This is a genomic window from Stenotrophomonas sp. STEN020, assembly GCF_056760195.1.
Map to the genome: position 1 here is coordinate 22,478 of NZ_JBRREI010000027.1, position 20,646 is coordinate 43,123.

The following is a 20,646-nucleotide window of genomic DNA, read 5'->3' on the forward strand; positions in this document are numbered from 1 at the left end:
TAGGAGCGGCGTCAGCCGCGAAGCCGGAGTTTCGTCCGCGCGCTGATTGGCCGCAACTGCATATCGTGTGGTGGCGTTTCGTACCGTAACCGGGCGCATTGTCAGCTTCGCGGCTGACGCCACTCCTACAAAACCAGCGCGGGCCTTGGCCTAGAACTTCTGCTCGGCTGCCAGATAGCGCCACTGGCCTTCGGGCATCTTGCTCAGGCCGATCCGGCCGATGCGCAGACGGCGGATCTGTTCGGCCTTCAGGCCGACCTGGCTGCACATGTATTGCAGCTGCCCGGGACGTACGTCCTTGATGGCGAAACGCAGGCGCTGTTCGCTCTGCCAGCTGATCTTGGCCTGCGGCAGGCTGCGGCCTTCGTAGATCAGGCCATGGGTGAGTTTGGGCATCGCCCACGGGGTGGGTTCGCCGCTGACTTCAACCACGAACTCCTGCTCCAGGCTGTAGCCGGATTCCTGCAGGTGGCGGCGCACGCGCCAATCCTGGGTCAGCACGACCAGGCCGCTGGCGGCATCGTCCAGCGGCATCAGGTAGTCCAGACGCTGGAAATGACGGCGTAGCGGACGGATGCCGGAGGCGTCGTCGACAAAACGGTTTTCGTCGGCCAATAGCGCAAACAGCTGCTCGGCGGTGCAGCCAGCCGGCTTGTTGATCAGGAAGGTGGCTGCTTCAGCGGCTTCGGTGCTGCCTTCTGCCGCCAGGGTGATCACTTCCTCGCTGACCATGGTCTGCGGGGTTTCCACCACCACGCCATCGACGCTGATCCAGCCGCCTTCGATGTACTGCTGGGCCTGCGAGCGCGAGCACTGCAGCTGCGCGGCAACGCGCTTGTCGAGACGGATAGGGGTGGTCATGGCATCAATGGGTTCTACGAAGGGCGGGGAGTGTAGCGCTGTGGCGGGAGCGCGGCGATGGGCGGCTCAGCCGGGTTCATGTTCCAAGGCGGTCAGGTACAGGCGCAGATCGAACTCCAGCTGGTGGTAATCCGGCTCCATATGCAGGCATAGCTGGTAGAAGGGCTTGTTGTGGTCGGCCTCTTTGATATGCGCCAGCTCGTGCACCACGATCATCCGCAGGAACTCGGCAGGGGCCTCGCGGAACACGCTGGCAATGCGGATCTCGCGGCTGGCCTTGAGTTTGCCGCCGTGGTTGCGGGAAATGGCGGTATGCGTGCCCAGGGCGTGTTTCACCACCTGCAGCTTGCCGTCGTACAGCACCTTGCCCAGCGGCACCGACTGGCGCAGGTGGCGCTCCTTGATGGCCTGCACGTAGTCGTAGAGCTGGCGGTCGTTGCGCACCATGTTTGGTTCGGCATAGCGCTTGCGCACCGCCTCGCTCAGCTTGCCCGCGTCCAGCAGCTCGCGGGCGCGCTGCTGCAGGTGTTCGGGATAGCCATTCAGGTATTTCAGCGGAAGCATGGGCATTTGGGCGGGACCGGGCAGGCCGCTATGATGGCAGCCTCGGCAACAAAACCATGAACAACGACGATGGCAAAGGGTAATCCACTGCAGGAACAGCTGCTCAAGGCTGGTCTGGTGAAGAAGTCACAGGTCTCGCAGGTGGCGCGCGAGCAGGTCAAAGCGCGCCACGGCAAGGGCCCGGTCAACGCGACCGAAAGCCAGCGCGAGGCCGACCGTGCCCGTGCCGAGAAGGCTGAAAAGGATCGCCAGCTGGCCGCCGAGCACAACGCCCAGCGTCGCGCCGATGAGCTGCGCGCGCAGGCCCGGCAGATCATCGCCGATCGCAAGCTGCCCCGCGCAGGCGAGCTGGAATACCGTTTCAACGACGGCGCAGTGATCCGCACGATGCTGGTCACCGAGGCGCTGCGTACCCAGCTGGCCAATGGCGCGCTGGTGATCGCCCGTCACGGCGACAGTTTCGAACTGCTGCCACGCATGGCGGCGGAAAAGGTGCGCGAGCGTGACGCCAGCCTGATCGTGCTCGATCACGGCCAGAGCGCGGACACGCCGATTTCCACCGGCAATGCCGAGGACGACGCGTATTACGCCCAGTTCCAGGTGCCTGACGACCTGATGTGGTGAGTTCCACTGGCGTTTACCCAGCCTTGCCGCAACTGCGCTAGGCTGGGCTCTGGTCATTACGGAGCCAGTGATCATGGCCACCGGTTGGGCGGGCGACACCGCCGTTCAGGATCAGATTGATGCCACCGTCGAGGACGCGATCAAGCGTGCGCGCAGCCGCATGCCCAGCGGCCCGGGGCTGGAACACTGCGAAGAATGTGATGCGCCGATTCCCGAGGCGCGACGCAAGGCCGTGCCCGGAGTGAGGCTGTGCATCGCCTGCCAGCAGGCGCAGGACGAAGATGAGGCATTTGCCGGCTATAACCGGCGCGGCAGCAAGGACAGTCAGCTGCGCTAGGGCCGGCTGCGGCTGCGCCTGCTGTGGTTGATGGTGCTTTGGCGTCGGCTCTTGCTCGTCATCCTCGCGAAGGCGGGGATCGCTCTGCATTTGCTTGCGTTTGTGTCTTGGGCTTGTGCTGTCATTCCGCTCAGGCTTGATGTCGAAGGCCAAGGCCAAGGCCAAGGCCAAGGCCAAGGCCAAGGCCAAGGCCAAGGCCAAGGCCAGAGCCAGAGCCAGAGCGATCCCCGCCTTCGTGAGGATGACGGCAAAAAAGCCCAAAGCCCAAAGCCCAAAGCCCAAAGCCTCAGCTCTTCCCCGGCACCGGCAGCACATCGTTCAAATACTGCTTCTGCACCACCCGCGGCACCAATCTCGGCCGTTCCATCAGCACAAACCGCACGCCCTTGACCGTCTGCGGCGCCGCCTTGCTGACAAAGCCAAACCGCTCATACACCGGCACTGCAACCTCGGACGAATTGACCGTGTACTCGCGGCGCCCATGCACGCCCAGCGCATGCTCCCATAGCAAACGGGCAATGCCGCGTCTGCGCGTGCTGCGGCTGACGAAGAGGTGATGGATGTGGCTGTCGCCGCGCATTGCGATCATGCCGACCAGTGTGCCGGCATCTTCCACAAGGTAATGCGCGAAGTCCTTGTCAGCCAGCCGTTCGGCAAAGCTGGCCGGGGTCAATGAGGCCAGGAAGGCATGTGCGCTGGCGCCGCTGTCTGCGTCCAGCAGATGCCGCGCCAACGGCGTGATCAGCGCGCTCAGCGCAGCGGCATCGGCGAGCTCGGCGTCGCGCAAAGTGATGTCCTGATCCATGAGCTTGCCCCCGTAGCATGCCCCCGGAGATAGGGGCGTGGAGGGAAGCATACCCGCGGCTGACACGCTGTAAACGTGTGCGTTGCGGCAGATCAGTGCTTTGCGCCGCCGAGCTGGAAACTGCCGCTCCAGCGCAGCATTGCGAACAGGCACCACAGCCAGCCTGCGGCGGCAATCAGGCCGCCAACCAGGCCGATGTGCTGCATGCCCAGCTGCAGACTGACCTGGCTGCCGATCAGTGCGCCGGCACCGATGCCGATGTTGAAGATGCCCGAGAACAAAGCCATCGCCACGTCGGTGGCATCGGAGGCCAGGTTCAGCACCTTGGACTGCATCGACAGCGCAAAGCTGATCATCGCCACGCCCCATACCGAGACCAGTGCATACAGCAGCCAACTGCTGTGCAGGCCGGTGCGCAGCAGCAACAAGCTGGCTGCCAGGGTGCCGATCGCGGTGAGCAGGAAACCGCGCGGCCAGCGCAGTCCATAGCGCGAGAACAACACGCTGCCGATGAAGCCCATGCCGCCGAACAACAGCAATACCAGCGTGGTCACATGCGCATCAAAGCCGCCAATCTTCTGCACGAACGGTTCGATATAGCTGTAACCGGTGAACTGGGCGGAGATCACCACCATCACCAGCAGGTACAGGGCCATCAAGGCCGGGCGACGCAGCAGCAGCGGGATGCTGCTGGCCGAGCCGCTGTTGTGGCTGGGCAGCGCCGGCAGCAGGCGCGCCAGCACCAGCATCACCAGCAAGGCGACGCCGCCGATGGCCATGAAGGTGATGCGCCAGCCCAACAGCTCGCCGACGATGCGACCAAGCGGGATGCCCAGCACCATCGCCACGGAAGTGCCGGTGGCGAGCAGCCCCAGCGCCTGCGGACGCTTGTTCTGCGGCGCTACGCGCACCGCCAGCGAGGCGGTTATCGACCAGAACACTGCGTGTGCCAGCGCAATGCCGACCCGGCTTGCCATCAGCACCGGATAACTCCAGGCAAAGCCCGACAGCACATGGCTGAGGATGAACAGTGCAAACACGCCCAGCAGCAGTTTGCGGCGGTCGAAATTGCGGGTCAGCAGCATGCACGGCAGCGAAGTCAGTGCGACTACCCAGGCGTAGATGGTCAGCATCAGCCCGACGTGCTCGATCGGCTTGCCGAAGTCGGCGCCAATGTCGCTGAGCAGGCCGACCGGTACGAATTCGCTGGTATTGAATACGAAGGCTGCCAGGGCCAGGGCGATGACGCTGAGCCAGCGTTGGCGGTCAGAGCGCGTATCCTGGGCTTCAGCAACGGCAAAAGCGTCGCCTGCCTGCGGGGCAGGGCAGGAGGTATTGGGAGAGGAGGACATTGCGTGCGGGCTTGCGACCGGGCCGGTCGCTCAATGCCGGCAATTTTCGCACGGGCTGTGTGGACGCGAGCGGAACGCTGTGGATCGGCAGGTTGTTGCCTTATCTTTGTTCAGTTGGACGAGGGTTCTGGGGCTGGCTTTTGCCTTGGGTTTTTGCCTTGGGCTTTTGCTTGGGCCTTTGCCGTATGCCGTCATCCTCGCGAAGGCGGGGATCGCTCTTGTTCTTGCTTTTGCTTTTCGAAGCAAAGCTCGGGCTGGAGCGGGATTCGAACTCAAAGGCAAAGTCAGAGCCAGAGCGATCCCCGCCTTCGCGGGGATGACGGGCCAGTGCAGGGGCGGAGCAGAGCCAGAGAAAAGCCAGAGAAAAGCCAGAGAAAAGCCAGAGAAAAGCCAGAGAAAAGCCAGAGAAAAGCCAGAGAAAAGCCAGAGAAAAGCCAGAGCGATCCGCTCAGCCGTCGCCTTGCACGGTGGTCGGGGTGGTATCGCCACCGCGCCAGCGGCGCAGGCCGCGCTGGAAGAACAGGCTGTTGGGGATCTGCATCAAGGTGCCTTCGGCTGGGCCGCCGACTTCGTGCAGGGTGGTGTAGATCAGGTTGATGTCGGTGACCACACCCTTGAGGCCTGGCTTTTCGCCGTTTTCCAGCAGTTCGATCTGGTCGCCGAGCCGGAACGGGCGGGTGGTGAAGATCAGGAAGGTGCAGAAGATGTTGGACAGCACGCTCCAGGCGGCAAAGAACGCCACCGCACCCACTGCCGCAAAGCCAGTGAATGCGGTCCATAGCACGCTGGCCTGTACGTTCAGTGTCTGCAGAATGGCGACCAGGGCTACCGTGCCGATGACGAAGTTGGTCAGCCGTCGGATCGCCATCTCGATCTGCGCCGGCAGCGTGTAATGCCGACCCAGCCGGGACAGCAGACGGCGGGTCAGCAGGCGCAGCAGCCAGGCCACGACCAGGATCAGCAGGATGCTCAGACCGGTGTTGATGGGGTCAATCCATTGCTGCATCGAGGCGGGGAGGTAGTGCTTCATGCGGTTTCCTTGCGGTACGTCAGTGTTTCAGTGCAGTGGGGGCGGCGCGGCTGGCCAGCGCCAAACGCGACGCCACGCGTAATGACGGGGCTACCCAACATCGGCAGCAACGGTTTGGCGAGCGCCGATTGTCGGCCAGTGTGGCGTTTGCCGCCAGTCGCGGCGTGTCGGCAGGCCCGATAGGCAAAGAATTGAGTTGGGTTTAAACCTTTTGCCTGCTTGCCGCATCCAATGGATATGCTCGACGCCACCGTGACTACCGCCGCCCCTTCACCGCCCGTCGTCGACGACGCCGCGCTGGCCCGTGCCGCCGCAGCTGGTGATACCCGTGCCTACGAGCGGATCTACCGGCGCCACTCGCCGCGCCTGTATGCCTTGCTGTGGCGGTTGTGCGGCGGCAACGCGGCGCGTGCCGAGGATGTGCTGCAGGAAACCTTCATCCAGGCTTGGCGCAAGCTGCCGCAGTTCCGATTCGAGAGCGCGCTGGCTACCTGGTTGCATCGGCTGGCGGTGAATACGGCGCTGATGGAGTTGCGCGCGGCAACGTTTGAATCGCTGGATATCGGTGACTCGGGGATGGAGCTGTTGGCTGAAATAGCTGATACCCCGCGCTGCCATGCCACCGGCATGGATCTGGAACGCGCGCTGTTGACGCTGCCGCCACGCGCCCGCGCGGTGCTGGTACTGCACGACATTGAAGGCTGGAAACACCAGGAAATCGCCGTGGAACTGCAGATGGCTGTCGGCAGTTCCAAGGCCCAATTGCATCGTGCCCGCAGTTTGCTGCGCACGCGGCTTGGAGACGCATGATGAATAGCTACGAAGACGACCGCGACCACGATGATGAGTTGGCGCAGCGCCTGCGCGGGCTGCCTGCAGAGCGGGTACCCCCGGCCGCGGTGTGGCAGCGCGTTGCCGCGGAGCTGGAGCAGGTCACGCGTAACCAGCAGACAGATGCGGCCCCCGCTCCATCTGTGAACGCTGCGCCGGTGCGGCGGACGTCGCAGCGCCACTGGCCGCGTTATGCCGTAGCGGCGGTGGTTGTCGCGTTGGTCGGTGTGGCCAGTGTTTCGCTATTGCCGCAGCAGCCTGCGGCGTCGGTGGCTGTGGAAGAGTCTCCCCTGCAGCATCAGGCCAACAACATCACCTACCAGTACCGGCAGGCGATGGCGGCGATTCCCCAGGACAACCTCGCGACCGAGCTACAGCCTGCCCTGCGTGAGCTGGATGAAAGCGCCGGCAGCATCCGCAGCGCGATCGCGCAAAGCCCGGACGCCGCATTTTTACTTGGACAGTTGCAGCGCACCTACGCGCTGCGGCTTGAACTCACCCGCAAGGGCGTGAACCCGACCGGACTCTCGACTTGAAGGAGCACCTGATGAAAGCCTGCATCCGCAATATGATCGCCACAGCGCTGCTGCTGGCCCCGCTGAGCAGCGCATTTGCGCAGACCGCGGTCAATCGCAATCTGCCCTTGTCCAGCGGTGGCCGCGTGGAGCTGAGCAATGTGGCCGGTTCAGTCACCGTGCGTGGCTGGGACCGCAACGAAGTGCAGCTCACCGGCTCGCTGGGCGACGGCCAGCGGCTGGAGGTGGAAAGCAGTGCCAACCGGGTGGCCTTGAAAGTGGTTTACCCGCAGAACGGCCGCAGCAGTCGTGGCGCGGTGCTGGAGCTGCGCGTGCCGCGCGCTGCGCAGCTGCAGACCAGTACCGTCAGCGCGATGGTGGATGTGTCCGATGTGGACCTGCGTCGCCTGCAGAGCAGCACCGTCAGCGGCAATATCACCGCCAATGGGCGCGCTGCTGAGGCCGAGTTGACAACGGTCAGCGGCGCGATCCGCTCGCAGCTGCAGACATCGCGTCTGGAGACCAGAACGGTCAGCGGTGGGATCAATGCGGCCGGTGCCAGCGGCGGTGAGGTCTCGGTCAATACCGTGTCTGGCGGCATCACCTTGGATCTGGCCAAGGTGCAGCGGCTCAATGCCGAGTCGGTATCAGGCAGCCTGGGCGTGCGCAGCGCTGGTTTGCAGCCCGGTGGCCGGGTCAATCTGGAGACGGTGAGTGGCTCGGTGTCGCTGGGCTTGCCGGCCAACACTTCGGCGCAGTTGAAGGTCAGCACCTTCAGCGGCAGCATCCGCTCGGATGTAGGCCAGGTGCAGACCCCGCGTTATGGGCCAGGCAAAAATCTGGATGCGCGGATTGGTGGAGGCGATGGCGACATTTCCATCCAGTCGCATTCGGGCGGTGTGCGCGTGAGTCTGGATCGCTGATCGCCTCGCTTTTTTTCGAAGCAACTCCTGCAGTGCCGACCCATGGTCGGCACTGCTTTGTGTTGGAGCTGCTTGAGCCGCGAAGTGCGCAATCAATCAGATTACAGACACGCCCGTAGTTTCGTTGCTTCCGGCTTCGCGGCTCACGCCGCTCCTACAAGGCTGCAACCGCTGCACTCGTTGTTGCCGCCAGCGCCAGCCCTTGCACCACGCCGAACGACGGGTCGCCGTGCACCAGCTGGGCCGTCGGGAACGCCGCCGCGGCGGCCTGTTGGATATAGCCGGCGCGCGACATGCCGCCGGTCAGGAACACCGCCGCAGGGTCGTGACCAATATCGGCACGTACCTGCTGCAGCAACGTCTCCAACTCGCCCAGATAACCACCGGCAGCGGCCGTCAGATGCGGTGCATCGATGTCGACTGACAGTCCTGCTTCGATGAAGTCCAGCACGCTGTGGTGGTTGGGATGGCTGCTCAGGGCGATCTTGCATTGCTCCACCGCGCGGTACAGGCGCGCGGTATTGCCGGTGTCCTGCAAGGCTTGCAGACGCGGGCCATAGGGCACGTCGACGGCATCGTAGCTGTGCTGGCGGAAGTCACGCTGGCGGGTCATGTCCTGCACCATCGCTGCTTCCACGTAGTGGTGCGCAGGTACGCGGGTGATACCGCGGCCGAATAGCGGCATATAGCCAGCCAAGCTCAGCGCCAGGTCGATATCGGTACCACCACGTGCGATACCCCAGGCGCGGTGGATCTGCGGCGCGGTGTTGCCGCCAACGCTGGCATGGGCGATATCCGTGGTACCGCCGCCGACGTCGACGATCACCGCCTCGTGGCGCTCACTACTGACCGCGTGGTAGTGCATGGCCGCGGCTGCCGGTTCTTCGAGGAAGTCCACCTCGTCAAACCCGGCCGCCATTGCCGCGCTGCGCAGGATATCCAGCGCCTGGTCGTTGCCGGCTGCGCCAATCGAGCTGCGGAACTGCACCGGTCGGCCGAGCAGGGCGCTGCGCACATTGCGCTGCAGCTGGCGCGAGGCGGTCAGGCGGATGTGTTCGAGGATATGGGTGGCGATGCCGGTGATGGTCTGCTTGGCGCGCGGATGCAGGTTGTAGCCCAGCATCGACTTCGGGCTCTGCACGAGATTGCCTTCGTTCTCTTCGAAATAGGCTTCCAGCGCATCGTCACCATAAACCGCGTTCTGCAGCAGGGTGGTGGAGCTGCGCGGCTCGCGTATGCGTTCCTCCATCCATTGCCGGCGTACCACGCGGATGGCGTCGCTGCGCAGCTGCTCATGGCTGCGCGTATTGCCGACTGCACGGGCGTCACGGCGGCCGGATTCGATCAGGTCGTCGACCTGCGCTTCCAGTGCCGGGGTCAGCTCGAAGTCGTTGGGGTCGCGCATCACCTCGGGGAAGTACACCGTGGTGCGGAACTGCTGGGCCTCACCAAAGCTGACCGGGACTACCTTGCCGTCTATATGTGCGGCGGCGGCCGAGTTGCTGGTGCCAAAGTCGATGCCGAGTTTCATGATGCCTGCGCGTCTTGCTGCTGAATCGGCCGCGCACTGTACTACGCCGCCGCGCGGCTGGCTTCACATGCTGGTCGTGAACGGCTGTTCGCTGGCGCCATGTCTGCGCGATCACGAACCGCGTCACGATTTTCCGGCATGTGCCGCTACCTGAATGAACGTGACCATCATCCTGTTCATATCGCTGCCCCCCGGATGATGAATTGTGCGCCGCTGCTCACGGATACGGACGTGCGTCAGCAGCGGGGCATAGGCTTGCGCTCGGTGAGACCCGTGCCACGTGCCTGGTGCTGCCGGGAGCGTTTTTGGCTGAACGGCTACAATAGGTGGTTATTCAATGTACGGGAGTCCCCCATGTCTGTTACTTCCTGCCCGCAGTGCTCGCTGGAAAACGTCTATGCCGATGGCGCGCTGTGGATCTGCGCCGATTGTGGGCATGAATGGACCGCTGGCGAATCCGCCGAATCCACGTTGGTGGTGCGCGACAGCAACGGCAATGTGCTGGCGGCCGGTGACACCGTCACCGTGATCAAGGACCTGAAGGTCAAGGGTTCGTCGATCCCACTCAAGCAGGGCACGGTGATCCGCAACATCCGTCTGGTTGAAGATGATGCCGAGCACATTGAAGGCAACTCGGAGAAGATCAAGGGCCTGGTGCTGAAGACCTGTTTCCTGCGCAAGGCTTGAGCCGGTTTTGCTGTTGAAGCCGCCGGCGGTGCGCGTTCAGCGCGCCGCGTGGCGGGCTTCGAGCCGCCGGATGCCTTCCAGTTTGGACTGGTACACCGCGCGTAGTTGATCGCCGCCAAGATCACGAGCTCGCGCCATCTCGCGCTCGGCCAGGCGGTTGTTGCCGCTGAGGAAGTAGGCGCGGGCCAGCCCGAAATGGAATTGGTGGGCCTTGCTGTAGAGGCGCACTGCCTCGCGGTAGTAGTGCGCCGCCAATGTATAGTCGCCGTCGCGCTCGGCAGTGTTTCCCTGCATGAATTGATAGAACGGGTCGCGTATGCGCACCTGTTCCAGCCGTGCCTGCATTTGTGTCACGCGGCTTGTGTCGCCCATGCGCTGATAGAGCTTTGTAGCGTTGTGCAGGGCCGGGGCGTGCGAGCTGTCGATCGACAGCGCGGTTTCCAGATCCCTGGCGGAGGCACTGAGGTCGTCTTCGCGTGAATCCAGCACTCCAAGGTTGCTCCAAGCCGGTACAAAACGCGGGTCCATGCGCAGCGCAGCGTCGAGATAGGCGCGGGCACCGGAGTAGTCGTGTGCGGCCAGCTGCTCGGCGCCGCGGTTGTTGTAGAAGTGGGCGAGCGCGCGGCGGTCGCTGATCGGCTGTGGGCCGCGGCGGTCGTACAGTACGTTGCTGTCCAGATCCAGGGTTGCCGGGCGTCCATCCACACGCATGCCTACATTGACGTGGCCGGCATTGAAGATCAGCCCCTGGTCCTGATACCAGGACACCACTTGCCCCACCTCCTGCATGTGCGCGTCCAGACCGATCTCGCGGGCCAAGGCGACAAACAACAAGGTGAAGGACAGGCAATTGGCACGGTGTTGTTGCCAGGTCTCGGCGACGGTGAGTGTGGCTTCAGTGTCGTACTCCAGGCCCAGTCCCTCCGGGCGGAACACCAGCTCGACCAATCGTTGCAGGCGTTGCTCCGGTGAATTGGCCACCTTGAGGACCCGATCCCGCAGTAGCACCCGCACTTCCGGCGGGATCGCCATTACTTGTTCCGGGCTGGGGACCTGAGCGGGGACTGGCGTTGGCGTTGGCGCGGCCAAGGCCACGCTGCTGGCAACGAGCAGGACCAACGCGTTCCAACCGATCATGGCGATCACCCGGAGTTTGCTGCGACCTGCCCAGTGTAGGCCTGTTACGGGGGTATGGAAGCAGGCAGGGGACAAATCCACAGCGGGTGTGGACCAGCGCTGTGCAAACATGTGGATAACTATTGGCAGCCCTTGTGCGGCTTGGCTTGCCGGGCGGTGGCTAAATTTTCGCCATGGCCGGGCCGCGGCCGGCGTGGTCTGCTAGTATCCGCGGCCCAAGACAGTAGTGGCCGCCGCGACGGAGCGGGTACGGCAGCCGGCTTTCGATACCAGACCATGACGAAGCAGCTTTCCTCCACCGAGGCCCAGATGACCCTGGGCCTGGGCAGTGACATTCCAACCGAACGCCTGTTCTTCGCGGTGATGCCTGATGCGCTCACGGCTGAGCGGGTGGCCGAGTTGGCTGATGGCCTGCGCGAGGAGCATGGCCTGGCCGGGCATCCATTGGCCCCCGAGCGTCTGCACGTCACTTTGCATCATCTGGGCGACTATGCCGGCCTACCGCCAAGCCTGTTGCCCAAGGTGCGGCAGGCGGCAGCGCGGGTGCGCATGCCCGAGTTCGAGGTCTGCTTTGATCAGGTGGGCAGCTTTGCCGGCAGCCGGCAGAACCCGTTCGTGCTGCGCAGCGAGTACGGTGCCGAGCTGTTGAACGGCCTACACGAGGAACTGGCCCGTTGCCTGCAAGGTGTGGGCGGCAAGCTGGACCCCCGTTTCACCCCGCATATGACTCTGCTGTACGACCGCCGCCGCCTGCCGATCCAGCCGGTGCAGCCGCTGCGCTGGTTCGTGCGTGAATTCGTGCTGGTGCGCAGTTTCCTCGGGCAAGGGCGTTACCAGATCGAAGGCCGTTGGCAGCTGGGCTGAGCGCGCTGTGCCGCGAGCAGCGCAAGCGCTTCGTTGCGGATTCTTGCGTTTGCCCGACGCCACGTTTGCTTCACAGCTTCGTGCCAAGATGCCGGCATGAATGACTTGCTGCAGACCCTGCCGCCACCGCTGCTGGCCGAGCTGAAAACCGCCTACGCGCAGCCGCCGCGCGCGTATCACAACTTCGGTCATGTGCAGGCGGTGCTACATCACTACCACGATGTCGCCGCCGGGCCCGGCTGGCAGCAGCCGCTGGAAGTGTTGCTGGCAGTGCTCTACCACGATGCGATCTACGAGGCCGGACGTGGCGACAACGAGGCGCGCTCCGCACAGTTGGCTGCGTCCGGCATTGAGCGCTGGCTGCCGGATACCGCAGTGGATGTGGGGCGGGTGACCGCGTTGATTGAACTCACCGCGCGTCATGGCAGCCTGAGCGGTGACGGGCTGGATGCCGATGCCGCGCTGTTCCTGGACAGCGATATGGCGATCCTGGGCGCACCGGAGGCGGTCTTCGATGCCTATGACCGTGGCATTGCCGAGGAATACCAGGGCAAGGTGCCGGGCTTCCTGTTCCGGCTCAACCGGCGGCGTTTCCTGAAGAAGCTATTGGTGCAGCCGCGCATCTTTTTCAGCGATTTCTTCCATGAACGCTACGACGCGGCGGCGCGTGCCAACCTGCGACGGACCACGGCCTGAGCCTGCGCTTTGGCTAAAATATGGGTTGTCCCGCTGCTGATCAGGCCGAACCGGCCGCTGTAATGAACGAACTGTCCGTCCAAGCCACCGCCACGCCTGATCCCGATCCGCGTCCGCAACCGCCGGAAGCGCCGGGTCCGAACGAATGCTGTGGCAGCGGCTGCCCGCTGTGTGTGCTCGATCTGTATACCGATGAGTTGCTGGCCTACCGGCAGAAACTGGCTGAATGGACTGCGCGTCACCCTGAAGCGCAGGCCTGAGTGGCAATGCAGTTCAGCTGAGCATTCGCGTCCTCCTGAGTTCGGCCCTTGGCGCCGGATCTTCTGTGGGTGCGGCGTAAGCCGCGAAGCCAGGGCATCATCGGACGGAGAGGTTTGAACAGCATCAACTTCGCGGCATACGCTGCTCCCACAGGTTCGCAGCAGGCCGGGACTTGATGGCGCGGCGTTGCTTGAGTAAACAGCGCCAGGCCGGAGCCTGCGCTTTCGACATCTTTCTGCCCGCTATGGGCGTAGGCTTTGCCGCATGTTTCTAGAGGCCTTTACATGGCACGTGTGATGTGGGGGATGGGTGTGCTGGCGCTGAGCCTGTTGGCGACGCCGGCAATGGCTGTGGAGCAGGTCAGCCATGGGCGATTCGAGCATGTGCCGGTGCTGTTGCCCAGTGGACCGGCACAGCGCGTGGTGCTGTGGTTCGGTGATGCTGTGGCCTCTGCCGGACATCAGGCGCGGCTGCAGGCCCTGCGCGATGACGGCGCGATGGTGGTCGATATAGATACTCGGCATTTGTACCAGGTACTGGCCAAGGAGGGCGGCAAGTGCGGCTTCTCCGCAGGCGATGTGGAGAATTTCTCGCGCTACGTGCAGGCGTACTATCACGTGCCGACTTACCGCCTGCCTATCCTCGGCGGTGATGCTGCCGGTGCGGCGCTTGCGTATGCGGTCGCCACCCAGGCTGATCCGGACGTATTTGCCGGCTTGCTGACCGAAGGTTTCTGCCCGCAGCTGCGCAACGCGACGATGACCTGCGGCGATGCAATCAAGGGGCAGGCACTGCTGCCGCAGCCGTTGCGCTTCCCCTGGTTGAACGCGGCTGCAGGCAAGGGGCAGGCGTGCCCGGCGACGGCGGTGACGACTTTCATTGACGCAGTGCCATGGGCGCGTCAGTTCGAACGTACCCGCGCAGGCAGTGCCGTGCCTGGCGAAGTTGCCGCGGCCCGGGTGCTGGGCGCGCAGCGCGGCGTCAGCCTGCCGGCGGTGCCGCAGGATCTGGACGGTTTGCCGCTGGTGGAGGTGCCGGCCAGCGGACAGGGCGATACCTTCGCGGTATTTGTATCCGGCGATGGTGGCTGGGCGGGTTTGGACAAGGATGTGGCTGGTGCGCTGGCGCAGGCAGGGATTCCGGTAGTCGGCGTGGATTCGCTGCGCTACTTCTGGAGTGAGCGCACACCGGCAGGCTTTGCTGTCGATCTGGACCGGATTGCGCGTTACTACGGCAACCATTGGCAGCGGCCCAAGCTGATGCTGATCGGCTTCTCGCAGGGCGCCGACGTGCTGCCGGCGGCCATCAACAAGCTGCCGCCGGCCACCGCACAGATGCTGCGGATGACCGCGCTGATGTCGGTGGGTGAAACTGCCGACTATGAATTCCATGTCAGCAACTGGATTTCCAGCGGTAGTGATGACGGCCTGCCGATTGCACCTGAGATACGTCGCATGGCTGCTGATCGCACGCTGTGCATCTACGGCGCCGATGACGATGATGCGCTGTGCCCGAAGTTGCCGGTCGGCAGTGCGCAGTTGATCAAGCTGCCCGGCGATCATCACTTTGAAGGCGATTACGATGGGCTGGCCAAGGCGATCCTGCAGCACGTGCAGGGGCCGTAGCGATTTATCTGGGCTGTTGTGGGGGGGGGGGGGGGGGGGGGGGGGCGGGTGGGGGGGGGGGGGGGGGGGGGGCGGCGCCGGCCCCCCCCCGCGCGCCCCCCCCCCCCCCCCCGCCCCCCCCCCCCCCCCCCCCCCCCCCCCCCCACAATTCAATAAACCTACCTTCGGCTCGGATCCAGCGATATCAACCGGGTCACATCCAGCAACGCAGCAGGTAGATGCACACCACCGGGTGCGGCCAGATAGCGCGGCCGCCATTCCGGTGCGAACTTGGACTTGAAGCGGCGCAGTCCGCTGAAGCCATAGAAACGCTCACCATGTCGGGCGACCAGATTGGCAAAACGGTTCCAGCGACCGGCCAGCCGGTGCTGGGCCAGGCCAGTCAGTGGTGCCATGCCCAGCGAGAAACGGGTATAGCCATTCGCCGCGCCCCACAGGAACAGTTCGATGAACAGGAAATCCATCGTCCCCTTGGGGGCGTCCGGGCGATGTCGCATCAGGTCCACTGACAGCTCATGCCCGGCTGGTGCCTGCCAGATATTCGCGAAGGCGACGATGCGGCCCTCTGCCTCGACCAGTGCCACCGGGAAGCGACTCAAATAGGCGGGCTCGAAACTGCCCAGCGAGAAGCCCTTCTCTTCGCCAGCCTTTTCGTCCAGCCATGCGTCGGAGATTTCCGCCAATTCGCCCAACAAGGCCGGGACCTCGCTGGCATCGGCCAGCCTGAAGCTGAGACCCAGTCGCTTGCCCTTGTTCCATGCCTGCCTCAGATCCGCGCGTTCGCTGCCAGCCAAGCTGAAATCCTGCAGTGGCACCATCGCTTCCTCGCCCAGCTTGACCAGGGTCAGGCCAAGATCCAGATAGTGTTGCCAATACTTGTCGCTGGTCTGGTAGAACACCGGACGCAGGCCCAGCCGGTCGGCTTCCTCGCGGAAACGCCAGATCAGGGCCGCTGCCACCTGCGGTGGTCCAACCGGATCCCCCATCGCCACCAACGAGCCGCCGTAACGCTGCAGCATCACGAAGCCATCGCCGGCCTCGCTGCGCAGGATCGCCTTGTCGCCGGTCATTGCTACGCAGGCTTGGGTGTCCTGGGCCAAGGCAAGCACCGGGCGCAGTTGCTCCAATGTTGCTGCATCCGGCAAGGGCAGTGGGCTGCGGGTGCTGTGCAGCAGGCGCGCCAGCCCGAACACGATCAGCGCGATGCAGACCAGCAGCAAGGCGCGTAGCGCACGTGGCGCATTGCCGGAGGTGGCGAACTGCCACCACAGCTCGTTCTGGTATTCGACGTGGCTGTAGACGAAGAACAGCAGCCACACCGTCGCCACCAGCACCAGCGCGACATTGCGCAGCCATGGCCACGACCACGCCTCATCCAGCAGCGCGCCTTCGCGGTAGAACTCGCGTCGCGCCGCCCATAGCGCCACCGCTACCAGCGGCAAGGTCAGCGCCACGGTCAGATGGCCGCCGCGCAACCAGGCCGGCACCGGCAGGACAATACACAGCGCCAATGCCAGCATCCAGGCGGAGTGGCTGCGCCGTTGCAGGCCTTGCCCGATCAATAGCAGCAATACACCGCCCAGGCTGCCGAGCAGATGCGAGGTTTCCACGATCGGCAGTGATGCCGGCAGTAGTCGCTGATGCGGTACGGGTAGCGTGCCGTCGATCAGTAGCAGCGCACCGGCGGCGAACACCGCCAGCGCGATCAGTTGCGGTAACCATGGCCGGACTATCGACCAGGCTGTGCCAGCACCGCTGCGCAGCGGGCGCCGCACGCTGGCCAGGGCGGCGAGCAGCGCCGACAGGAACAGCGGCAGCAGGTAGTAGGTGACGCGATAGGCCACGGCAGCGGCGAGGATGGCAGCCGGTGCCACCTGTGGCAGCAGCTTGAGCAGGCTCCACTCGAACACGCCCAGCCCGGCCGGCACCGTAGACACCAGCCCGGCCACCACTGCGACCAGATACAGGCCGACGAAGCCCATGAAGCTGACCTCGGCCTGCGCCGGCAACAGTACGTAGAACGCGGCCGATGCCAGACCCAGCTCAACCACGCTCAGCGCGGTGACTTCCAGCACCGTGCGCCGGTCAGGTATCCACATGCGGTGCTGGCCCCAACCCACGCTTCGGCCGCCGCGGCCCACCAGCAGCAGCATCGCGGCGAAGCCAACCAGCATGGCGATGCCCAATGCGTGAACCGCGCTGGCCGATATAGGTAGCGCCAGCGCAGCGGCGCCGGGCTCCAGCAGCAAGGCCAGGCCGAGCAGCAGCCATGCGCCGAACACAAAGCCCAAGGTGCTCATCAGCACCACCTGGCCGATCTCGGCCAGGCTCAGCCCGGCCTGGCCGTAGCTGCGTACGCGGATGGCGCCACCGGTGAGTGCGGCAAAGCCCAGCGTCTGCCCCGCGGCATGCGCCAGGAAGGCGGTGATGCCGACGCGAGTTGCCGGCAACGGATGCTTGGCGCGGCGCAGGCCGATCGCATCGAAACCGATCAGGCAGGCATAGCTGGCCATGCCCAATAACGTTGCCATGCCCAGTTGCGACCATGAAAGCCCGCGTACGGCGCTGCGGATCTGGTGGTAGCCGTGGTCGCTGAACTCGCCGGCCAATGCATGCAGTGCCATCGCCATGATGGCCAAGGTGACGAGGATGGCAGCGATACGGCGCCAACCCGGCGTTGAAGGTTCCGAAGACGAGGAAGACGCGGTCATGCAGGTGTTGAGGGGTATGCGCTGGCGCGGCGCGGACGCATAAGACTAGCCCTCATGCGTGATGATGGCTGCATGCGCGCGCTGGGACGTTTTCACCGGCTTCAGTCGGCGTGGTGGCTGCAGGCGACTAGACTTGGCAGCTCAAACGCTGGGGAGTGGGAATGGGCGGTAGTCAGCGCAGTGCAAAGGGACAATCGGCCGTACCGGCATTGGCGGTAGTGTTGGCGTTGCTGCTGTTCTTGATCATTGCGATCGGCCTGCAGTTTGCCCGAGACGACCTGGACTGGGTGCGCGCCACCCTCAGCCTGTATCTGCACGGCCCATATGGTGTCCTGCTGCGCGGCGCCTACTGCTTGCTGGCCTTGGCCATCGCCGCGCTCGGTTTGATGCTGTACCGGCAGGCGGATGGGAGTGCGCGACGTGGCTTGCCGCCCAGTTTGTTTGCGGTAGCCGGGCTCGGTTTGGCCGGTGTGGCGATTGGTGACAGCTGGTTGCCGCAGCATGCACCGCTGTTGGCGCCCTTGCTGCATGGCTTGGCTGCGCAGACCGCTTTCCTGTGCGTGACCGTGGCGATGCTGCTGCAGGCCTGGTGCTTCGATCGCGACGCACGGTGGCAGCGCCTGCACCGGCTGGCATGGATATGGGCATGGCTGGCCTTCGCCGGGCTGTGGCTGCATGTGCTGTGGCGCGATAGCCCGCGTGGACTGGGGCAGAAGCTGGTGATTGCCGCGGTGGTGGGCTGGCTGCTGTTGGTGGCGTCGGCAGCATGGCGGCGTTCACGCAAAGAAACGCCTGAAACTTCCGCTTGCCCTCACAATGGCAGGCACACCCACAACACGGAGTCACCCCAATGATCCAGCGCTTCGATACCGGCCCGCGCATGTCGGAAATGACCATTCACAACGGCGTGGCCTACTTGGCTGGCCAGGTGCCGGAAGATACCAGCGCCGATATCGTTGGCCAGACCGAGCAGGTGCTGCAGGCCATCGACGATCTGCTGCGTCTGGCCCCGACCGACAAGACCAAGATCCTGCGCGCCGAGATCTTCCTGGCCGACCTTGCCGACTTCGCGGGCATGAACCAAGCCTGGGACAAGTGGGTGCCGCAGGGTGCAACGCCGTCGCGCGCTACCGTGCAGGCCAAGCTGGCCAACCCGGCGTGGAAGATCGAGATCGTGATCACCGCTGCGGTGCCGTAAGCGGGCCGAGTGACCACTGCTGATCTGCTCAGGGTGCCGTGGCATCCGGGCAGATCAAGCTTTGAGGTTGTTGCTGTCTTTGCAGGGAGGCAAGGGAAGGAAATGAAAGGAAGTTTGTTGTTTGCAATGTGTTGCGCCCTGACTGCTGCCAGTGCGGCCGCGTCTGCTGCTCCATCGGCGCAGGCGCCGCTGGCGAAGATGATCTACGCGCGGGTGCCCGCGCAGCGCATTGATCCGTTGGAGTATCCGCAGTTCAAGCTGATCGAGGCCGAGCTGCGCAACACAGTACGTCGATTTGGCGATCGCCGCGTGCCCAACCATTTCTGCGCGGTTGGCTATCAGCTCGACGGCGGCACGGTGGAAACGGTGCTGATCTGGGACAACGCGCAATGGCTGATCCGTTGGTGGGGCGGCGACGCGCTGGCTACCTCGGAGGAACGGTATGCGGTTTCCGCATCGTTCTCGCCGGTTACCGATCTGCACACGGATCTGGTCGAGGACAACCGGTATCCGCTGGGCACGCGCGCGATAGTGCGCGCCGATGCAGAGGCCTTGATTGCAGATTGCCAGGCGCATGGACGGCAGTACACCGTGCCGCCGCTGGCGCCGAAGGGCGAGGATGACGAGTATTGAGGGAGCACTGCAGCTGTTTGTAGGAGCGGCATGAGCCGCGAAGCCAACAGTGTTTGGATTGCAGCGTTCAACACGATCTGAAGTGGCTGCTTCGACGCACGTTCTGTTATGGATTGACGCCGGAAATTGGGATCTTCGCTCGCGGGGCTTCTACGAGCTTCGCGGCTTACGCCGCTCCTACAAAACCTGGGTTCGCCACAACCTGCAGCTCAATGCAATCCACCGGACAGGGCGGGATGCACAGCTCGCAGCCGGTGCACAGGTCGGCCAGCACGGTATGCATGTATTTGGCGCCGCCGACGATGGCATCGACGGGACAGGCCTGGATGCACTTGGTGCAGCCGATGCAGTCGGCCTCGACGATCACTGCAACCTGCGCCGGTTTGTGCTCACCACGGCTGCGGTTGTAGGGCAGGGCGGCAACACCTAGAAGATGGGCTAGCGCACGCGCACCGGCATCACCACCGGGCGGGCAGTGATCAATGCCGGCGTCGCCAGCAGCCATGGCTTCGGCGTACGGGCGGCAGCCGTCATAGCCGCATTGCCCACACTGAGTCTGCGGCAGCAGGCGGTCGAGACGTTCGACCAGCGCAGCCCTTCCTTCTCCCTCCGGGAGAGTGTGGCGTGCAGCGTCGGATGAGGGTTGGGTATTCATTGGAGAGTCCTGCTGTTCGCCCTCACCCCAACCCCTCTCCCGGAGGGAGAGGGGCTCAGGTCAAGCATTTGCCGCGATACCAACGCTCGTGTGCCAGCGCCAGCATGGGCTTGTCTTCGCTGCTGTCGCCGTAGGCATGGATGCGTTGGAACGACCCCAGGTCGAACATGCGTCGTACCAGTGCGACTTTGTGCCGCCCGCAGTCGCGTTCGGCGTAGCGCCCGGTGAGGCGATTGTCCTGCACTTCCAGCTTGTTGCAGATCATCTTCAGGCCAAGCGAATCGCACCAGTGCTGCAGGTACAGATCAATGGAGGCCGATACCACAGCAACGGTGTGGCCCTGCGCCTTGTGCCATTGGATCTGCTCCAGCATTTCCGGGCGCACCATGCCCGGCAGGTGCTCGCGTGCGTAGTCGCGCGCCATCTGGGTGACTTCACCCGCATGGCGGCCGGTGAACACCTGTGAGGTGACACGGCGACGGATGCGCTCGGCGGAGATCAGCTTCAGCCGGTAGGCCAGCAACCACGGTCCAATCCGCCACCAGCCCTGCGCGCGCTGTTCCGGCGTGGCCACACGACGCAGGAACCGGCTGTAGGTGTCACAGACGGTGATGGTGTGGTCGAAGTCGAAGAGCGCTAGTTGCATGAGTGCCGGGAATAGGGAGTTGGGAACAGGGAATCGGAAGGGCCGTGATTCCCGACATCGCTACGGCTTTCGTTCTTTTGCACTTATGGCCGGGCCGGGCGAGCTGCGGAAGCCATGAAGCCAAGCTCCTGCTTCTACGACTCCCGATTCTCTATTCACG

General features: G+C 64.2%; 23 protein-coding genes. 13 read left to right on the forward strand and 10 right to left on the reverse strand.

Annotated features, from left to right (window positions below; all coding sequences use genetic code 11):
* Positions 1–150: 150 nt before the first annotated feature.
* Positions 151–861 (reverse strand): rRNA pseudouridine synthase, encoded by a 711-nt coding sequence (locus ACVOLZ_RS12645; RefSeq protein ID WP_481516459.1) that lies wholly within the window; start codon positions 859–861, stop codon positions 151–153.
* Positions 862–927: 66 nt separating this feature from the next.
* Positions 928–1,425 (reverse strand): M48 metallopeptidase family protein, encoded by a 498-nt coding sequence (locus ACVOLZ_RS12650; protein WP_481516488.1) that lies wholly within the window; start codon positions 1,423–1,425, stop codon positions 928–930.
* Positions 1,426–1,494: 69 nt separating this feature from the next.
* Between ACVOLZ_RS12650 and ACVOLZ_RS12655 the strand changes: the two genes are divergently transcribed.
* Together ACVOLZ_RS12655 and ACVOLZ_RS12660 are read left to right on the forward strand one after the other, a co-directional pair.
* A complete protein-coding gene (locus ACVOLZ_RS12655) occupies positions 1,495–2,049 on the forward strand; it encodes a DUF2058 domain-containing protein (RefSeq protein ID WP_481512592.1) in 555 nt (184 codons plus the stop codon).
* Positions 2,050–2,122: 73 nt separating this feature from the next.
* Entirely contained in the window at positions 2,123–2,386 is a 264-nt protein-coding gene (locus tag ACVOLZ_RS12660) for a DksA/TraR family C4-type zinc finger protein (RefSeq protein ID WP_282265397.1), read from the forward strand.
* Positions 2,387–2,672: 286 nt separating this feature from the next.
* Here the strand turns inward: ACVOLZ_RS12660 and ACVOLZ_RS12665 are convergent, their stop codons facing one another.
* The 3 genes from ACVOLZ_RS12665 to ACVOLZ_RS12675 form a co-directional block, all read right to left on the reverse strand.
* Positions 2,673–3,191 (reverse strand): GNAT family N-acetyltransferase, encoded by a 519-nt coding sequence (locus ACVOLZ_RS12665; protein WP_481516460.1) that lies wholly within the window; start codon positions 3,189–3,191, stop codon positions 2,673–2,675.
* A 92-nt stretch (positions 3,192–3,283) separates the two neighbouring features.
* The gene (locus tag ACVOLZ_RS12670; RefSeq protein WP_481516461.1) at positions 3,284–4,543 is read right to left on the reverse strand and encodes a sugar transporter; all 1,260 of its coding nucleotides are present in this window, start codon (positions 4,541–4,543) and stop codon (positions 3,284–3,286) included.
* A 448-nt stretch (positions 4,544–4,991) separates the two neighbouring features.
* Positions 4,992–5,573 carry a mechanosensitive ion channel domain-containing protein gene (locus tag ACVOLZ_RS12675; RefSeq protein WP_481516462.1) on the reverse strand — a complete coding sequence of 194 codons (582 nt, stop codon included), beginning with the start codon at positions 5,571–5,573 and terminating at the stop codon, positions 4,992–4,994.
* A 237-nt stretch (positions 5,574–5,810) separates the two neighbouring features.
* On the opposite strand from ACVOLZ_RS12675, the gene ACVOLZ_RS12680 reads away from it, so the two are divergent.
* From ACVOLZ_RS12680 to ACVOLZ_RS12690, 3 genes are read left to right on the forward strand one after another with little or no spacing between them, the layout of a single operon-like run.
* Complete coding sequence (locus tag ACVOLZ_RS12680; protein ID WP_481516489.1) at positions 5,811–6,383, forward strand: RNA polymerase sigma factor; 573 nt, start codon at positions 5,811–5,813, stop codon at positions 6,381–6,383.
* Positions 6,383–6,940 (forward strand): hypothetical protein, encoded by a 558-nt coding sequence (locus tag ACVOLZ_RS12685; RefSeq protein ID WP_481516463.1) that lies wholly within the window; start codon positions 6,383–6,385, stop codon positions 6,938–6,940. The genes ACVOLZ_RS12680 and ACVOLZ_RS12685 overlap by 1 nt, the downstream gene beginning before the upstream one ends.
* A gap of 11 nt (positions 6,941–6,951) precedes the next feature.
* On the forward strand, positions 6,952–7,842 hold the full coding sequence (locus tag ACVOLZ_RS12690; RefSeq protein WP_481516464.1) for a DUF4097 family beta strand repeat-containing protein: 891 nt from the start codon (positions 6,952–6,954) through the stop codon (positions 7,840–7,842).
* Between the two features lie 154 nt (positions 7,843–7,996).
* On the opposite strand, the gene ACVOLZ_RS12695 is transcribed toward ACVOLZ_RS12690, so the two are convergent.
* Positions 7,997–9,373, reverse strand: a complete 1,377-nt coding sequence (locus ACVOLZ_RS12695) for an Hsp70 family protein (RefSeq protein WP_481516465.1) — start codon at positions 9,371–9,373, stop codon at positions 7,997–7,999.
* A 354-nt stretch (positions 9,374–9,727) separates the two neighbouring features.
* Here ACVOLZ_RS12695 and ACVOLZ_RS12700 point away from each other — a divergent pair, with 354 nt between their 5' ends.
* The gene (locus ACVOLZ_RS12700; RefSeq protein WP_481516466.1) at positions 9,728–10,060 is read left to right on the forward strand and encodes a zinc ribbon domain-containing protein YjdM; all 333 of its coding nucleotides are present in this window, start codon (positions 9,728–9,730) and stop codon (positions 10,058–10,060) included.
* 36 nt (positions 10,061–10,096) lie between these two features.
* On the opposite strand, the gene ACVOLZ_RS12705 is transcribed toward ACVOLZ_RS12700, so the two are convergent.
* Positions 10,097–11,197, reverse strand: coding sequence for a tetratricopeptide repeat protein (locus ACVOLZ_RS12705; protein ID WP_481516467.1), 1,101 nt, complete (start codon positions 11,195–11,197; stop codon positions 10,097–10,099).
* 276 nt (positions 11,198–11,473) lie between these two features.
* Between ACVOLZ_RS12705 and thpR the strand changes: the two genes are divergently transcribed.
* The 4 genes from thpR (at position 11,474) to ACVOLZ_RS12725 (ending at position 14,643) form a co-directional block, all read left to right on the forward strand.
* Positions 11,474–12,061, forward strand: a complete 588-nt coding sequence (thpR, locus tag ACVOLZ_RS12710) for an RNA 2',3'-cyclic phosphodiesterase (RefSeq protein ID WP_481516468.1) — start codon at positions 11,474–11,476, stop codon at positions 12,059–12,061.
* A gap of 96 nt (positions 12,062–12,157) precedes the next feature.
* On the forward strand, positions 12,158–12,757 hold the full coding sequence (locus ACVOLZ_RS12715) for an HD domain-containing protein (protein WP_481516469.1): 600 nt from the start codon (positions 12,158–12,160) through the stop codon (positions 12,755–12,757).
* 62 nt (positions 12,758–12,819) lie between these two features.
* On the forward strand, positions 12,820–13,017 hold the full coding sequence (locus tag ACVOLZ_RS12720) for an oxidoreductase-like domain-containing protein (RefSeq protein WP_481516470.1): 198 nt from the start codon (positions 12,820–12,822) through the stop codon (positions 13,015–13,017).
* Between the two features lie 297 nt (positions 13,018–13,314).
* The gene (locus ACVOLZ_RS12725; protein WP_481516490.1) at positions 13,315–14,643 is read left to right on the forward strand and encodes a virulence factor family protein; all 1,329 of its coding nucleotides are present in this window, start codon (positions 13,315–13,317) and stop codon (positions 14,641–14,643) included.
* Between the two features lie 158 nt (positions 14,644–14,801).
* On the opposite strand, the gene mprF is transcribed toward ACVOLZ_RS12725, so the two are convergent.
* The gene (mprF, locus tag ACVOLZ_RS12730) at positions 14,802–17,354 is read right to left on the reverse strand and encodes a bifunctional lysylphosphatidylglycerol flippase/synthetase MprF (RefSeq protein WP_481516471.1); all 2,553 of its coding nucleotides are present in this window, start codon (positions 17,352–17,354) and stop codon (positions 14,802–14,804) included.
* Positions 17,355–17,515: 161 nt separating this feature from the next.
* On the opposite strand from mprF, the gene ACVOLZ_RS12735 reads away from it, so the two are divergent.
* From ACVOLZ_RS12735 to ACVOLZ_RS12745, 3 genes are all read left to right on the forward strand, one after another.
* Positions 17,516–18,208 carry a DUF998 domain-containing protein gene (locus ACVOLZ_RS12735; RefSeq protein WP_481516472.1) on the forward strand — a complete coding sequence of 231 codons (693 nt, stop codon included), beginning with the start codon at positions 17,516–17,518 and terminating at the stop codon, positions 18,206–18,208.
* Complete coding sequence (locus ACVOLZ_RS12740; RefSeq protein WP_481516473.1) at positions 18,205–18,552, forward strand: RidA family protein; 348 nt, start codon at positions 18,205–18,207, stop codon at positions 18,550–18,552. The genes ACVOLZ_RS12735 and ACVOLZ_RS12740 overlap by 4 nt, the downstream gene beginning before the upstream one ends.
* 126 nt (positions 18,553–18,678) lie before the next feature.
* A complete protein-coding gene (locus ACVOLZ_RS12745; protein WP_481516474.1) occupies positions 18,679–19,185 on the forward strand; it encodes a hypothetical protein in 507 nt (168 codons plus the stop codon).
* Positions 19,186–19,351: 166 nt separating this feature from the next.
* Here the strand turns inward: ACVOLZ_RS12745 and rnfB are convergent, their stop codons facing one another.
* Entirely contained in the window at positions 19,352–19,840 is a 489-nt protein-coding gene (rnfB, locus tag ACVOLZ_RS12750) for an Rnf electron transport complex subunit RnfB (protein WP_481516475.1), read from the reverse strand.
* 55 nt (positions 19,841–19,895) lie between these two features.
* Positions 19,896–20,486, reverse strand: a complete 591-nt coding sequence (locus ACVOLZ_RS12755) for an HAD family hydrolase (RefSeq protein ID WP_481516476.1) — start codon at positions 20,484–20,486, stop codon at positions 19,896–19,898.
* Between the last annotated feature and the right edge of the window lie 160 nt (positions 20,487–20,646).

Coding starts and splice junctions, on each gene's coding strand:
- ACVOLZ_RS12645 (WP_481516459.1), bottom strand. CDS start 861: ATGACCACCCCTATCCGTCTCGACAAGCGCGTTGCCGCGCAGCTGCAG.
- ACVOLZ_RS12650 (WP_481516488.1), bottom strand. CDS start 1,425: ATGCTTCCGCTGAAATACCTGAATGGCTATCCCGAACACCTGCAGCAG.
- ACVOLZ_RS12655 (WP_481512592.1), top strand. CDS start 1,495: ATGGCAAAGGGTAATCCACTGCAGGAACAGCTGCTCAAGGCTGGTCTG.
- ACVOLZ_RS12660 (WP_282265397.1), top strand. CDS start 2,123: ATGGCCACCGGTTGGGCGGGCGACACCGCCGTTCAGGATCAGATTGAT.
- ACVOLZ_RS12665 (WP_481516460.1), bottom strand. CDS start 3,191: ATGGATCAGGACATCACTTTGCGCGACGCCGAGCTCGCCGATGCCGCT.
- ACVOLZ_RS12670 (WP_481516461.1), bottom strand. CDS start 4,543: ATGTCCTCCTCTCCCAATACCTCCTGCCCTGCCCCGCAGGCAGGCGAC.
- ACVOLZ_RS12675 (WP_481516462.1), bottom strand. CDS start 5,573: ATGAAGCACTACCTCCCCGCCTCGATGCAGCAATGGATTGACCCCATC.
- ACVOLZ_RS12680 (WP_481516489.1), top strand. CDS start 5,811: ATGCTCGACGCCACCGTGACTACCGCCGCCCCTTCACCGCCCGTCGTC.
- ACVOLZ_RS12685 (WP_481516463.1), top strand. CDS start 6,383: ATGAATAGCTACGAAGACGACCGCGACCACGATGATGAGTTGGCGCAG.
- ACVOLZ_RS12690 (WP_481516464.1), top strand. CDS start 6,952: ATGAAAGCCTGCATCCGCAATATGATCGCCACAGCGCTGCTGCTGGCC.
- ACVOLZ_RS12695 (WP_481516465.1), bottom strand. CDS start 9,373: ATGAAACTCGGCATCGACTTTGGCACCAGCAACTCGGCCGCCGCCGCA.
- ACVOLZ_RS12700 (WP_481516466.1), top strand. CDS start 9,728: ATGTCTGTTACTTCCTGCCCGCAGTGCTCGCTGGAAAACGTCTATGCC.
- ACVOLZ_RS12705 (WP_481516467.1), bottom strand. CDS start 11,197: ATGATCGGTTGGAACGCGTTGGTCCTGCTCGTTGCCAGCAGCGTGGCC.
- thpR (WP_481516468.1), top strand. CDS start 11,474: ATGACGAAGCAGCTTTCCTCCACCGAGGCCCAGATGACCCTGGGCCTG.
- ACVOLZ_RS12715 (WP_481516469.1), top strand. CDS start 12,158: ATGAATGACTTGCTGCAGACCCTGCCGCCACCGCTGCTGGCCGAGCTG.
- ACVOLZ_RS12720 (WP_481516470.1), top strand. CDS start 12,820: ATGAACGAACTGTCCGTCCAAGCCACCGCCACGCCTGATCCCGATCCG.
- ACVOLZ_RS12725 (WP_481516490.1), top strand. CDS start 13,315: ATGTGGGGGATGGGTGTGCTGGCGCTGAGCCTGTTGGCGACGCCGGCA.
- mprF (WP_481516471.1), bottom strand. CDS start 17,354: ATGACCGCGTCTTCCTCGTCTTCGGAACCTTCAACGCCGGGTTGGCGC.
- ACVOLZ_RS12735 (WP_481516472.1), top strand. CDS start 17,516: ATGGGCGGTAGTCAGCGCAGTGCAAAGGGACAATCGGCCGTACCGGCA.
- ACVOLZ_RS12740 (WP_481516473.1), top strand. CDS start 18,205: ATGATCCAGCGCTTCGATACCGGCCCGCGCATGTCGGAAATGACCATT.
- ACVOLZ_RS12745 (WP_481516474.1), top strand. CDS start 18,679: ATGTGTTGCGCCCTGACTGCTGCCAGTGCGGCCGCGTCTGCTGCTCCA.
- rnfB (WP_481516475.1), bottom strand. CDS start 19,840: ATGAATACCCAACCCTCATCCGACGCTGCACGCCACACTCTCCCGGAG.
- ACVOLZ_RS12755 (WP_481516476.1), bottom strand. CDS start 20,486: ATGCAACTAGCGCTCTTCGACTTCGACCACACCATCACCGTCTGTGAC.